General features: G+C 57.2%; 11 protein-coding genes. 7 read left to right on the plus strand and 4 right to left on the minus strand.

Annotated features, from left to right (window positions below):
• Nucleotides 1-37 precede the first annotated feature (37 nt).
• Both E3U23_RS07880 and E3U23_RS07885 read left to right on the plus strand, forming a co-directional pair.
• Nucleotides 38-1,612 (plus strand): O-antigen ligase family protein, encoded by a 1,575-nt coding sequence (locus E3U23_RS07880; RefSeq protein ID WP_279350686.1) that lies wholly within the window; start codon nt 38-40, stop codon nt 1,610-1,612.
• Nucleotides 1,609-2,913, plus strand: coding sequence for a hypothetical protein (locus tag E3U23_RS07885; protein ID WP_279350687.1), 1,305 nt, complete (start codon nt 1,609-1,611; stop codon nt 2,911-2,913). The genes E3U23_RS07880 and E3U23_RS07885 overlap by 4 nt, the downstream gene beginning before the upstream one ends.
• An 18-nt stretch (nt 2,914-2,931) precedes the next feature.
• On the opposite strand, the gene E3U23_RS07890 is transcribed toward E3U23_RS07885, so the two are convergent.
• Nucleotides 2,932-4,041 (minus strand): right-handed parallel beta-helix repeat-containing protein, encoded by a 1,110-nt coding sequence (locus E3U23_RS07890; RefSeq protein WP_279350688.1) that lies wholly within the window; start codon nt 4,039-4,041, stop codon nt 2,932-2,934.
• 347 nt (nt 4,042-4,388) lie between these two features.
• Between E3U23_RS07890 and E3U23_RS07895 the strand changes: the two genes are divergently transcribed.
• Entirely contained in the window at nt 4,389-5,093 is a 705-nt protein-coding gene (locus tag E3U23_RS07895; protein WP_279350689.1) for a hypothetical protein, read from the plus strand.
• Here E3U23_RS07895 and E3U23_RS07900 read toward each other — a convergent pair.
• Nucleotides 5,090-6,013 (minus strand): hypothetical protein, encoded by a 924-nt coding sequence (locus E3U23_RS07900; RefSeq protein WP_279350690.1) that lies wholly within the window; start codon nt 6,011-6,013, stop codon nt 5,090-5,092. The two genes, E3U23_RS07895 and E3U23_RS07900, sit on opposite strands and share 4 nt — an antisense overlap.
• A 108-nt stretch (nt 6,014-6,121) precedes the next feature.
• On the opposite strand from E3U23_RS07900, the gene E3U23_RS07905 reads away from it, so the two are divergent.
• Nucleotides 6,122-7,432 (plus strand): lipopolysaccharide biosynthesis protein, encoded by a 1,311-nt coding sequence (locus E3U23_RS07905; protein WP_279350792.1) that lies wholly within the window; start codon nt 6,122-6,124, stop codon nt 7,430-7,432.
• On the opposite strand, the gene E3U23_RS07910 is transcribed toward E3U23_RS07905, so the two are convergent.
• Nucleotides 7,425-8,420, minus strand: coding sequence for a glycosyltransferase family 2 protein (locus tag E3U23_RS07910; RefSeq protein WP_279350691.1), 996 nt, complete (start codon nt 8,418-8,420; stop codon nt 7,425-7,427). The genes E3U23_RS07905 and E3U23_RS07910 overlap by 8 nt on opposite strands.
• Before the next feature lie 220 nt (nt 8,421-8,640).
• On the opposite strand from E3U23_RS07910, the gene E3U23_RS07915 reads away from it, so the two are divergent.
• Complete coding sequence (locus E3U23_RS07915; RefSeq protein ID WP_279350692.1) at nt 8,641-9,579, plus strand: right-handed parallel beta-helix repeat-containing protein; 939 nt, start codon at nt 8,641-8,643, stop codon at nt 9,577-9,579.
• Here E3U23_RS07915 and welK read toward each other — a convergent pair.
• Nucleotides 9,538-10,548, minus strand: a complete 1,011-nt coding sequence (welK, locus tag E3U23_RS07920) for a beta-1,4-glucuronosyltransferase WelK (protein WP_279350693.1) — start codon at nt 10,546-10,548, stop codon at nt 9,538-9,540. The genes E3U23_RS07915 and welK overlap by 42 nt on opposite strands.
• Nucleotides 10,549-10,748: 200 nt before the next feature.
• Here welK and E3U23_RS07925 point away from each other — a divergent pair, with 200 nt between their 5' ends.
• Both E3U23_RS07925 and E3U23_RS07930 read left to right on the plus strand, forming a co-directional pair.
• Complete coding sequence (locus tag E3U23_RS07925; RefSeq protein ID WP_279350694.1) at nt 10,749-11,639, plus strand: SurA N-terminal domain-containing protein; 891 nt, start codon at nt 10,749-10,751, stop codon at nt 11,637-11,639.
• A 46-nt stretch (nt 11,640-11,685) separates the two neighbouring features.
• The gene (locus tag E3U23_RS07930) at nt 11,686-12,852 is read left to right on the plus strand and encodes a polysaccharide pyruvyl transferase family protein (RefSeq protein ID WP_279350695.1); all 1,167 of its coding nucleotides are present in this window, start codon (nt 11,686-11,688) and stop codon (nt 12,850-12,852) included.
• Nucleotides 12,853-12,854 lie beyond the last annotated feature (2 nt).

Below are 12,854 nucleotides of genomic sequence, written 5' to 3' on the forward strand. Positions count from 1 at the left end.
TGTGCGAGACACGAGGGACTAAACTGGCCGAACCGCAATGAAATTACCTACCGCGATATTGGGGGTGCTATTTCCTCGTAACGAGCCCGTTCTCGGAGGATATTCCTCCGGCGAGGTATGGCAGAAACGACTTTGGCTGTACGCGCTGATCTATCTCGGTGTACTGGTATCCATGGGCGCGTTACTCGCGACCTCCGGTACCAATATGCTGATGCCGTTTTCTGGTGCGCTGGCGATTATCGGCCTACTGATCGTTTGGGCATTGCCGGAAAGCAAGAATCCCCCTGTCAAATGGATTGGGCGGCTTCTCTTCGCTTTCATCATAGCCCTGCTGTTCTGGCCCGATTATCTCGCTTTCGACTTTCCAGGGCTCCCGTGGATAACCGCACTGCGGATTTTCGGTGTTCCGCTGGCATTCGTTTTTCTAGTTAGCCTTTCGGTCTCTGGCTGGTATCGAAATCAATTGAGCGATCGACTGGCGCCGACCATCATCGTCAACCGGCTGCTTCTTATTTTTGCCCTTATCGCGGGACTCAGCATCGGTTTGTCGGCCGAACCGACCGACTCGCTGAACAAGTTTATCGTCGCGATCCTATACTGGTTCATCATATTCTATGCTGCCGTTTGGATCTTTTCCAAGCCCGGCAACGCGATGATACTTGCCTATGTCATCTGGTTCTTCGCCCTTCTGACGTGCATGATCGGCATTCAGGAATGGCGTATGCAACAGATTCCTTGGGCTAATCACATCCCTTCGTTCATCGCGGTCGACGATCCCGTCATCCAGAACATCCTGTCAGCCAAATCGCGCGCCGCTACAGGTATTTATCGCGTGCAGAGCAAGTTTACTACGCCGCTCGGGTTCGCCGAGTTTCTGGCATTTTCAACGCCTTTCGTGATCTACTTCCTCGTTTACGGGAAGAACGTCTTGGTACGTGCCGCCGCGTTGGCGACCCTTCCGCTTTTGTTCACGTCGATTTCCCGGACCGATTCCCGCCTTGGCGCGGCGGGTTTCTTCATGTCGATCCTGTTGTTTCTTGTGGCGTGGAGCGTAACCCAGTGGAAGAAGGAGAAGGGTAGCGTGTTCGGCCCGGCTTTCACTATCGCCTACCCATTCATTTTCATCGCCTTTATGATAGCGACATTCGTAGTCGGACGTCTGAGAGCAATGGTCTGGGGTACAAAAGCGCAATCTTTCAGCAGTCAGGCTCGCGAAGCACAGGTAGAAATGGGCCTTCCGATGGTTTGGTCCAGCCCTTGGGGTCACGGTATCGGTAAAGGGGCAGAAACGCTTAATTACCGTAATCTTGCGGGCGGGCTTACGATCGACACATATTACCTCGCCTTAGCTTTAGAATTCGGCGTCATCGGCTTCCTTGTATACGCGGGGATATTTTTTGGCGCCTTATTGTACGGCGTTAAATATCTCTTCCAGGTTCAAACCCGCGAGCACCTGCTTCTCATTCCGTTTATGATTCTCATTTCCGTTTTTATTATCGTCAAGTCTGTATTCGCACAGCAGGAGAACCATCCCCTCGTGTTTGCGACGCTTGGTGCTCTATGCGCCATGTGTTGGCGCATTAAAATCGAGCGGGGGGCAGCAAGACCATGACGTGGTCCCAAATCCTAGAACGCATCTGGAAGCTTCGTTATTTCATCGTGTTTTCAGCGGGCATTTGCGCAGCAGCAGCGACTGTCATCGTTTGGCTAACTCCCGAGCGCTATCTCGCGACAGCTACCATTCAGCTAGAGACTAAATTTCAGGCGAATGCAGAGCAATATGCAGTTACCAACAAGCAGATCGACAATTTTGTGAAATCGCAAGCGGCCGTGATCAAGGATCCGCGCGTAACGGGTATGGTTGCTGAGAGGCTGGGATGGACCAATTCCTACGCGCTCGCCCAACAATTCAACAATTCGTCGGCTGCCGGCAATCGCGACTTCAGAACATGGCTAGGCGACATAATCGCGGATGGGATCATCTTGAACTTCACCGAAGGCAGCCCCTCCTTCACCGTCGGTTACGTCGGGCTTTCACCGGTCGAAGCGCAAACGATGGTCGGCTTTATCCGCGATGCATATATCGAAAACTCCCGCTACGAGGGGCGCCGAAACGCCGGTGAAAACGAAGCGAAACTGGATCGCGAAATCGCGCAGCTACGAGAGCGCATGACCGCAATCGAGGATCGGAACACCGCCTTTGGCAAAGCGAACGACGTCATTCTCAATGCCGATGGCATCTCGCTTACCGAGATGCGCATGAATAGCGCCGTCTCTGCCCTTGTCCTGCCGAGCAGACCGAAAGTGGAAATTCCGGTGGGGTCCGCAGCCTATGATCGGCAGCTTTCAGAAATCGACGGTGAGATCGCGCGATTCTCTCAAAGTCTTGGACCGAACCACCCGCGGCTAAAGGATCTTCGAGCCCAACGCGAGGAACTAGCGGTGGCCGCTAACAAGATCGTAACGCCTCAACCGGTCGAGCGCGGGCCAAGCCCTGAGGAAATTCGGAAGCAACGTGAAAACGAGTATCTCGCCAAGGCCGGAGCGATCGAAACCGCCAAGCGCTATCACGCGGAACTCGAATTGCTAGAAGCGCGATTTGCAGCTTTGACCCAGCAGCGGGAAAATTATGCGCTGGACAGCGTGTCGCAGCGCCCCGGTGCATCGTCCGGGGGAGCCGTGTCGGCCCGTGGAGATGTCTACTATCCGCGAGCGAATTTCGCCATTCCGGCGGCCGCGGGATTCGGTGCTCTCTTCGCCATGCTGACGGGCTTGCTCTTCTCGCTCCTTCAGATTCGCGTGCGATCAGCGGAGGACTTGAAAAGTCTTGACCTCAAGGTCTTAGGCACAGGAGAAAAACGCTCCGGCCGCAAGAACTCAAAGCTCTTGCGGCCGGTATTCCGAGCAGCGTAACGCTAATTCCGCGCGGCACTATTCACCTCGTTTCATCAGGCGCTGGAGCACCGCGCCGCGATAGGTTGCGAACCCTTCTTTCGAGCGGACCCATTCGCTGATTGTCCTAGTCAGATCGCCGCGTACAGGGTCGGTGAGTTCGTTGTTCCTAACCTTGGGAGGCATCGGATTGTTCTTCACCACATACGCTGCCGCGCTGTTTCCGGCGGCATAGGTATTCCGGGTATGCTCCAACCGAATCCAGCTTTTCTGATCCGGTCGGGATATGACCGTATTGTCGAGCAGACGAACTCCATCGGCTCCCCCGATGCTGATCCCGTTGTACAACCCGCCGATAACGAGGTTTCCCGTGACCCGGAGGTTCTCAAACGGAAGACGCAGGCGATTGTCGCGAATGAAAACGCCTTGCGTCGGCCCGCCCTTTCCGCGCACGACGAGGTTGTCTTCGATTACGATGTCCTTCGCTGCTTTGCGCTGTTGATTGGACCATAGCTGGATGCCGTCCGGATGGTCTTTGGCGGCAGGCGAAAAATTCGTGATGACATTGTTCGCTATCCGCGTGTCACTGACACCGCCGCCACGAATAGCGTCGGTCTGCAATTCCTCGAATTCATTAAGCTCGATCGTGGCATCTTCAAGCTTCAGCATCGCGATACCATGTCGGAAATTCTTGAAGTAGGAACGCTTGACCGTAATTGAAGAACTGTTCCGAAGCATAAGTGCCGCTCCGAAGCGGTCGTTTACCGTGCGGCCGGGTCCTCGAAATGCCAAACGGTCGACTTCCACCGACCTGCTGTTTACAATTAGCATACCGTAACGGCCCGCGACTGGCCCGCTAGCTGGCGGTTCGATGCCCAGTCCCTCAAACGAAAGACCGCGAACCCCATCGAGCCGAATGCCTTCGAATGTTGCCACACGGCGCATTTCGGCGGACTGGATAACCGTCCCGTTCGGAACGGCAATGTCTTTCAAAAAGAGGCGACCGTAATTGCCTGGTCGCAGCAGGATGCGTGTTGGCGTATTGATCCTTTCTAATACGCGAAGGATATCGGCTTTCGACGATACCGTTACAGATTGCGACGTCGGTTCGACCACCGCTTGTCCCGGTGCGGCGGATGCCGTCGGCATAGCGCCGATTGTGAAAGCAGATAGTAAAAAAGCTGACCCTGTCAGTTTGCCGATAAGGGCAGAGTGCAAATCCCGTCTCCTGATTGTGATGCGATCCACCGCTTCCGATCCCGAAACGCATCTTGGAAATGCGAAGGAAACGATGGCCGTGGCGGCTCCATGCCCATTCGCTTGGCTGCTGCAACAAGGGGGTCGGTGACGCGTGCCGATTTGAAGACGGATCAAACTTTCGCCACAATCGAAGGCGGAATATGGATAGAGGAGCGTCGTATGGTTAGGAGCGACCTAATTCAAAGCCAGCGGATTCGCGGGATACGGCGGCTTGGGCGATTGCGAGGAATATCAAGATGAGAAAAGTCGTTCATGCGGCACGCGCGAAGTACAATGAACTTGCCGAACGGCGATATCGATCAGCCAATAGGTCTGACGCGTACGACACCATTCTCGTCTCCTATGGCGGCAGTGGAACCACATTCATCCTGAAATACCTGTCGGACTTCATGCGCGTGAACAGTTGGGACAGCCATAATGATGGCATAAAGCATGCCAACAGCCCCCAGCATCCGGTCTTCGAACCCTTGTCCATCAGTCGGTGTGTATATATTTATAGCGATCCGGCGAAAGCCGCGCTTTCGCTCTTCCGGCGCGATTTCCAATCGCACATGTCGGCCAAGCTGACGGCCGAAGACTACCGCAACGCGAACGAATACAATCGAGCTATACGCGAGGCTTCGAGGAACTTCACATTGGAAGACATGCTGGCGGCGGGAGAAGATCGCTTCGGCCTGAACCGGCATTGGTCGAACTGGACGACGCAGCCGGCCAATTTCCCGACGCTCTTCGTCAGCTTCGATCACCTTTATGAGAACATCGACAGGTTCTTCGACTTTCTCGACCTTTCGGATGAGCAAAGGCGTGCCTTCCCGCCGCAACGCGAACGGTTGTCGTCCGTGTCCCGCATGGACCCGTCCATACAAGAGGGGCTGGATCGTATTTACGGCGACATGGCGCGCGACATGGCGCAACGTCCGACGATGTTCGAAAGAGGCTAGTCGACTGGGGGGCCACCCGCGACCTGATAACCAAGCTCGGCGAGATCGAACGGGCAATAGCGCTGTATGTTCGCGTTGGACGCGGCGTAACGGTTTTCGGTCGCCGCCGACATCGCCTCATCAATTCGATGCGCGGCGGCCCGCTCACCGATTTTCCAGCGATAGCCTAAGCTCGCAAGTAGGTTTCCGATGGGCTCGAACGGCATGAACGGGTCATTGTCGACCGGGGTACGCCTGAAGTGTGACGACAACCGTAAAAGCGGAAGGCCGCTTGCAGGGGGGCTTGCGCCGATCCGCGTGCGATCCGGCATCGGCGTATGGATATCGGGCAACCGTCCTGTCGCGTGCAGGACCAGTTGGTCAAAATACGCCTCGAGCTTCCGGGCCAGTGCTTCTTGCGGAAGTACCAACAGATTTTCCGCGCCGAAGAGCTTGGCATAGTGCTCGATCAAACGGTCATAGGAGAGCTGATCCTTATCGAAGAAATAAAATCCCGGTTCCGGACGAAAACTGAGATACTCGTCAATGCTCTTACGTCCGCCACGCTTGATGTATTGGAAGTAAGACGCCTTCAACGTCGCCTTCTGTTCGCGAATGGTAATCAGGATTTTCGCCGGTTGGCAGGTCTGAGCGAGACGGTCCGCGATGATACGGCTTTCGCGTTGCCCTGTCATTCGTGTCCCACACAGGGTTTCCGATGAAATCACGTCCACCCTTCCGTCGCTCATCTGTCGCCGACGATCGGTGAGGTATTCCGCCGCGACCTGTGGATCAAAATCGAAATCATGAGGACGGACAAAAACATCAAAAATCTCTTGGTGCGTCATGAGATCGTTGAACAGAGGACTGTTCGAAAAGACGGCTTCCTGCAGCCAGGTCGTTCCGGTCTTGTGCAATCCGGGATGGAGAAGAAGCGTCATCGATGTCTCGAAACCAACCAGTTAAAAGGGACCTGCCGCAAGCCGCTAGCTAATAGCATCCGTATTGCCTAACTGCCGCCTGCGCCAAAGGAAACCAATGTGCCTCGCATGATCGCAAAAGCTGCGAATTACCTTACAATTCACCTCGACTCCTTGCTTTCCATCGCGATCCGGATCGGCGGCGTGGGGCTCGGATTTCTGATTACGCTCTTTATCGGCCGGGCAATGGGTCCCGAAGCATTGGGCGAGTATGGCGTGATAACGCAGACAGGCATGTTTCTTTCTCTGGTGTGCGCAGGCGGCCTCGACCTTTCCGTCATACGTAGCTTTTCGGAGGCGCGTGCGAAGAAAGTGCTTCCGCGGACAAAATCCTTCGGCAAGCTCGTCTTGGTTTCAAGCTTGCTCCTCCTGCTCGTTTCCGCTGTCGTATGGGCACTGGAAGGCTTGATCCGAGAGAAACTGCTGGAAGGATCGACGACCCCCTATGCGATTGTTTTCCTCATCGCGATCGCAGTCTCGCGAAGCTTCACACGGCTCACCAGCGGCTTTCTCCGCTCGCAGGCGCTCTATGTGTTCAGCAACGTGGTCGAAGTCCTGATCATTCCGATCATAGTCGTATCGCTGATCCTGCTCAGCGTTACCTATACGCTATTCGCTGTTTTACTCTCGACGGCGCTGGCCGGGCTTGTTGCAGCGGGTGTGGGCTTAACGACGAGCTTGGTAAAAACCAGTCGATCAGTCGACGCGCTCGACGTTCCGATGAGTCCTTTGTTTAAAAGGGCGGTTCCTCTTTGGGGCGTCGCCGTGTCGAAAAACCTCAGCGACTGGTATAGTCTGGCTGTCGTCGCAGCACTGCTTTCGTTGTACGATGCGGGCATTTTCCGCGTCGCGATGCAGGTCGCATCGGCCCTGCCCGTCATTACGATCGGCATTTTCAGTGTCTTCGCATCGAAATTCGGAGTCGCTCATTCCAAGGGCGATTTCGCCGCGATCGCTAGGCTCGCACGGTCCGCGACCGTCCTGTCCTGTCTCCTCGTCCTGCCAGTTGGCCTGTTCACGATTATCTTCACTGATCCGATTCTCACCATCGTTGGTCCGGAATTCAATCAAGGTGCCCCGATCCTTCAAATCCTGTTGGCCGGACAGATCCTCTATGTTTGTACGGGCCCCTCGGGCCTTGTGCTCGCAATGACGGGAAATGAGCGCATCAATCTGCTCTTTACGATCGTTAGTCTTGTCGTCCTGCTGATTGCCCTGCCCCTCGCCGCTCAGAATTTCGGGTTGCTCGGTCTCGTTCTGGTGATGAGCACGATCCTTATCGTCAGGAACATCGCGAGCTTGGTCGCAGTGCGGAAACTGACCGGCGTGAATATCCTGACTGGGCGATATCATCCGATGCAGACTTCCGAGATCACCTGAGGGGCAAACCGAAGGTGGCGCGCGCCGTCGCCTTCGCCTGGGGAGGCTGCCTTCGCATCAGGCGCCGTGCTACGATAACAAGATTTTGCGCGAAATATAGCGGCAGCAAAAGCGGGTAGTGCTTGCGCACGAACAGCATCTTGCTGCGAATGTGGTGATATTCGGCCAAGGGCGAACGCGCTTGCAACCGGCTTGAAGAACCGGCCGATGCGCCTTCCTTGTGGTAAACGACCGCGTCGGGAATGAACCCGATGGGGTATTGCTTCCCGCGGGTTGCAAGGTCGATCTCTTCGTAGAAGAGGAAGAACCGTTCCTCGAGATAGCCGACGTCTTCGAAAAATTCCCGGCTCATTATAAGCGACGCGCCACATACGAAATCGGTCTGCCGCGCTACCGCGTCCGGGTCGAGCTTCGTATCGACAGCGCTTCCCGCGCCGATCCCGCGGCCCGTTCCGGTCAGCTTGTTGAAGCGCATTCCGTTGACGAGCTGGTGGGTATGCGGCTCATGGTAAAGGCGGACGGGGGTGCCCGCCATGCCCCATTCAGGATGCGCGCCGAAGGCGTCGATCACCATGCCGACCGTTTCCGGACCGACGGTCGTATCGTTGTTGAGTAACCATAGCAGTTCGACCGCCGGATTGCCCGCCGCGACCTGCAGTCCGCGATTGTTACCACCGGCAAAGCCTAAATTCGCGCCCGTATCGATCAGCGTCAGCGGCTTTTCGATCGGTCGATCAAGATCGTCTGGACCACGCAGGTCGCATTCAATCGGAAACCGGATCGCCGCAGTCGCCTCGTTACGATGGAATTCGCTTGCATAACGCGTTTCCCGTTCGCCCTTCGCCCAAGCAGCGATGGTCTCCAGAGAACCGTCGCCCGACGCATTGTCCGCAACGATCACGTAAGGAACGCGCTCGCCGGAAAACAGTGAGGCCAGGCATTCGATCGTATCTTCCGGCGACCGATAATTTACCGCGATAACAGCCATTTCGGGCGCCGTAACCGTTGCCGGGCGAGGATCGGGCGAGTGTGACGACAAAGGATTTTCCTACTGCATTGAGGACGGCTTATGCGGCCACCCCTCACAAACCGAAAGGTTCGCAAATCGATGATCCGCGTAACAGAGACCGATAAAGAATCCACCCACTCCGCCGGTCCCGAAGGTCCGTCTGCCCCGATTGTCTCTTCGCAGAACGGCGAGCGTCTCCATGCTTGATCGCCTCGCACGCGCCATCGCCGGTGACACAATCGACTTGGGCGACGAGCCCATCCCGCCGTTCCATCTGCGAGGGTCGGTGTTCGATCCGCCGGTGACCATACGCGGCGGAGTGTTCCAGTGTGCGAACGACACCGCGCGCTGCTTCCGGTTCGATGCGTGCTGCGGCCTTTCGTTCGAAGGCGGCAGGGTAACCGGGGCGAACCGCAGCGCAGGCGCCATCCTTGTGGATCGTGGGAGTAAAATCGCCTTTCGCGGAATGCGGTTCGAGGGCCTCAAACATGGCATCGCGCATCGCGGCGTGGACGGACTGGAAATCAGCGATTGCACCTTCTCCGACATGCGCATCGATGCGATCCGGGGCGGCGGCTCTTCCCGCGTCGCGATCCTGCGGAACACGGCGACCGATTTTCGCCCCATCGATACGGGTGGCGCAGGCGATCATCCCGATTTTATTCAGTTCTGGCCACTGGCTGGTTACACAGACAACGACGACATCGTTATTGCCGACAATGTTTTCACCCGTGGAACAGGGCTGCCTGCGCAAGGCATCTTCGTCCGCGGTATCTATGCTGACCGACCGCGATTCGGCCGTGTTAGCGTGCTTCGCAACCTTATCGACGGAGGGCTGCGAAACGGAGTTTGCGTGTCGGGCGCAGCCGACGGCGAGGTTCGGGAAAACACGATCCTGTCGCACGACGATGTAACGTCGTTCCTGCGAATCGAAGAGTTCGGCGGCCGGGTCGAGGGCAACTGCGCTAGGCATTTCGTTGGCGACGTCCCGCTGGAAACGAACAGGCTAGGCGATCCGGTTCCCGCAGCGAGAAATCCTCTCGAAATCACTCTCGAACCCGGCCAGACACTTATCGTTCGATCCGGCGCGTCGCCCTTAGCTGCGTTGCGCCATCCACCCGTCGAGATAAGCCATTAGCGCCGTATAATCCGTGGTTGCGCGCGTCGGCTCGCGCGCACGTAGTTTTTCGATTGCGGCGGCAAACTCTTCGGGCGTATCGGCGATCTCGATCAGACCGCGCTTCTGGAAATTCTCGGTGATTTCCGCCTGGTGATTGTCGTAATGCTCGCCCAGTTCGTAGCGACGCGGCACGGCGATCACCCGGCATCCTGCGCGAAGCGCTGTGATCAACGAGCCGGTGCCGCCGTGGCAGACAACATAATCCGACCGCGACAGCATGGCTTGGATATCGTCGAACGGATAGGTTTCCGCCCATTCGATTCCTTCGTGTTCTACAATCGCCCCGTTGCCGACTTGAAGGATGATCTTGTCCTTCACAATCCCGTCGCGATGGGCGGTCGTTACCAGATCAACCAGCCGGGGGAAGGCCAGTGTCGCGCCGACCGTGCCGAACAAAAGTGCGTCCTTTTCCGGTCGCGGTTCGTCGATCGTCCTGAAAGGATCGAACACCAAAGCACCCTTCCAGTTTTCTGCCAGCTTCGCCGCCTGCGCGATGCGCAGATGCGCGAAGGGACCGATCAGCTTGGCAAAGGCAGACGGATTTTCGAAGCGCGCGAACGAATCGATCAGGACAATACGCGCGCCGAGCAGCCGGCCGAGAAGGACTAAAAAAGCCATGGAGCCGGCGCCGGTCGTTAAAATTACGTCGGGCCTGGCTTTGCGCAGGATGTTGAACGAGATCCGCAAACTGGCAAAAGCAGACGCGAGCATCTTGAACGGCTTGCCCAAACGCGCCTGACCAAGCGCGACATGGGGTACGAAATAGGTTTCCTGCGTCTGCGCGATCGAACGGCCCAGCGCCGATTCCTCCGTTACGAAGAAGCTGTCGTGCCGCTTCCACAGGGGTTCGAGATCAAGGAGTTGGCGCACATGGCCACCGCCGGATGCGGCGAGGCAGACGCGCAAGCGTTTCTCTCCGTCTGCCATGTCGGTCGCGAACTCCCTTGGGTGCTACGATAAAGGTGTCAATCGGCGTATAAAGCGCCAGATTTAAATTCGAGGTTTACGGTGTTGGAACAACTGAAACCTTTTCCCTTTAACGTGCCTTCGAGTGTGGTATCGGACGCATCGACGGCGGCACCCCAACCGTGCCATCCTATGTCGAAGCCGGGGAATTAAGGAAGATCATGAAATCCGTAAAGGTCTTATTCGCGGTAAGCGCGCTTGCGCTGTCAGGATGCGATTCCAGTGACGCGCCTAGCGGCCAGGTTGCCGCGACAGTCGATGGCGAGGAAATCACGGTCAGTCAGGTCGGCTCGGAACTCGCCGCGCTAGGTGTCGCGCAGCAAGCCCAGAACCCGGAACTCGCCAATCGCGCACTCGATGCCGCAATCAATCGCAAAATACTCGCGGCGGAAGCGCGCGAGCGCGGTTTGGACAAGACACCGCAGGGCGCGCTTGCACTTCAACGGGCCGAAGAGGCCGCTCTGGTTGGCCTTCTGCGCAACGAACTGCAGTCGCAGTCTCCCCGCCCCTCGGACGACGAGGCGCGGCGTTTCATATCCGACAATCCGGCGATGTTCGACCAACGGTTCGTGACGGTGGTCGAACAGCTCGTGGTCCCCCAGGTTGATCAAGCCCTCCTCCGCCGTATGGAGCCGATCGATACGCTGGACGGCGTACGCGCCCTGCTCGATCAGAACAATGTCCGCTATTCCTCCACGATGGGAACAGTTGATTCGCTGACGGTCGCTCCGAACGTGGCACAGCAGCTCGTCGATCTCGGGGTGGGCGAGGTTTACATCCTGCCGCAGGGTAACGGAGCGCGCATTAATGCGGTCGTTTCTCGAAAAACCTATCCGATCAGTGATGATCAGGCCCTGAATCTTGCACGCGAAATGGTGGCGCAGCAGCGGTCTGGCGGGCAAGCGCAGAGTGTCTTCAAGTCGGTGATCGACGAGAAGAAGAAGACCGTGCGCTATTCGGACGAGTTCTCGGCACCGGAGCAACCGGGCGCGCCGCAGGGCGTTCGCAACGGTTCGGCTGGATCGCAGGCGCCGATCGGATCGCCCGACTAATCCTATCCGACCGGCCTTGCAGGTCAGTTCAAATCGAGGCCTTATTTTGAAACCCTTTCGTATCGGGCTGCTCTGGCATTCGCTAAGAGCCGGCAATCTCGGCGTTGGCGCGCTGACCCTCGGGAATATGGCGTTAATTCGCGCCGTTGCCGAGGAAGTCGGGCGAGAGATCGAGTTCGTCGTCCTCTCGATGCGCGAGAGCTATACCGATTCGATCGCGCCGGGGGTGGAGCAATACGAGATCGACAGCCGCAAGATGCTGTCTCCCAATGGTTTCTGGAAGAAGGTCGGCACCCTCGATTGCGTTATCGATATCGGCGCGGGCGACAGCTTTGCCGACATTTACGGCGCGAAGCGATTTGGCTTCATGTGGCTTTCCAAGCAGTTGACGACCGCGCACGGTGTGCCGCTGATCTTGGCGCCGCAGACCATTGGCCCGTTCAAGAACCCTGCCCTGCGCCCACTCGCCGGATCGGTTATGAAGCAGGCAAAGGCGGTCATTGCTCGCGACCGTCAATCCCTTACCGCGATTACCGAGGTCGCGCCAAAGGCGAACGCGCAATTGGCAGTTGATGTCGCGTTCAAGCTACCGTTCGAGGATCGCTCGCAGCTGCGCGGATCGAACGGCAAGTTCCGTATGGGTATCAATGCATCGGGCTTACTGTGTCGCCAGGCCGAGACCGGCGAAAACCGCTTCGGCCTCTCTTTCGATTATCTCGCCTTGCACCGCCGTTTGATCGCGCATTTTACTGCGCAGGAGAACGTCGAGGTCCACCTCGTCACTCATGCGAACAGCGCAAACGACAAGAGCGACGACGACGGCGCACGTGCCGATGCGCTGAGGGCGGAATTTCCCGAAGCCATCCGGGTACCGGATTTCAAGGATCCGAGCGAGGCGAAAAGCTATATTTCCGGTCTCGATTTCCTCGTGGCGGGACGTATGCACGCGTGCATCGCGGCCTTCTCCTCGTGCACACCGGTCGTTCCGATTTCCTATAGCCGCAAATTCTCCGGCCTGTTCGGTTTGCTCGAATATCCTTGGCTCACACCGGTATCGGGAATGAGCGAGGACGAGGCCTTCAGCTTCGTCGTCTCCGCGATCGATGAGAGCGCCGCGATGCAGCGAGCCGAACGCGCAGTTTTGGACAAGGTCGATGCGATGTTCGACGGGTATCGCGCCGTGCTGCGAGAACAGCTCGCCAAAGGTGCCTGATC

The sequence above is a fragment of the Erythrobacter litoralis genome (genome assembly GCF_029760855.1).
Taxonomy (GTDB): domain Bacteria; phylum Pseudomonadota; class Alphaproteobacteria; order Sphingomonadales; family Sphingomonadaceae; genus Qipengyuania; species Qipengyuania litoralis_A.

Excerpts from the sequence above, each read along its gene's own strand:
- E3U23_RS07880 (WP_279350686.1), top strand. The coding sequence starts at position 38 with ATGAAATTACCTACCGCGATATTGGGGGTGCTATTTCCTCGTAACGAG.
- E3U23_RS07885 (WP_279350687.1), top strand. The coding sequence starts at position 1,609 with ATGACGTGGTCCCAAATCCTAGAACGCATCTGGAAGCTTCGTTATTTC.
- E3U23_RS07890 (WP_279350688.1), bottom strand. The coding sequence starts at position 4,041 with ATGCCGACGGCATCCGCCGCACCGGGACAAGCGGTGGTCGAACCGACG.
- E3U23_RS07895 (WP_279350689.1), top strand. The coding sequence starts at position 4,389 with ATGAGAAAAGTCGTTCATGCGGCACGCGCGAAGTACAATGAACTTGCC.
- E3U23_RS07900 (WP_279350690.1), bottom strand. The coding sequence starts at position 6,013 with ATGACGCTTCTTCTCCATCCCGGATTGCACAAGACCGGAACGACCTGG.
- E3U23_RS07905 (WP_279350792.1), top strand. The coding sequence starts at position 6,122 with ATGATCGCAAAAGCTGCGAATTACCTTACAATTCACCTCGACTCCTTG.
- E3U23_RS07910 (WP_279350691.1), bottom strand. The coding sequence starts at position 8,420 with ATGGCTGTTATCGCGGTAAATTATCGGTCGCCGGAAGATACGATCGAA.
- E3U23_RS07915 (WP_279350692.1), top strand. The coding sequence starts at position 8,641 with ATGCTTGATCGCCTCGCACGCGCCATCGCCGGTGACACAATCGACTTG.
- welK (WP_279350693.1), bottom strand. The coding sequence starts at position 10,548 with ATGGCAGACGGAGAGAAACGCTTGCGCGTCTGCCTCGCCGCATCCGGC.
- E3U23_RS07925 (WP_279350694.1), top strand. The coding sequence starts at position 10,749 with ATGAAATCCGTAAAGGTCTTATTCGCGGTAAGCGCGCTTGCGCTGTCA.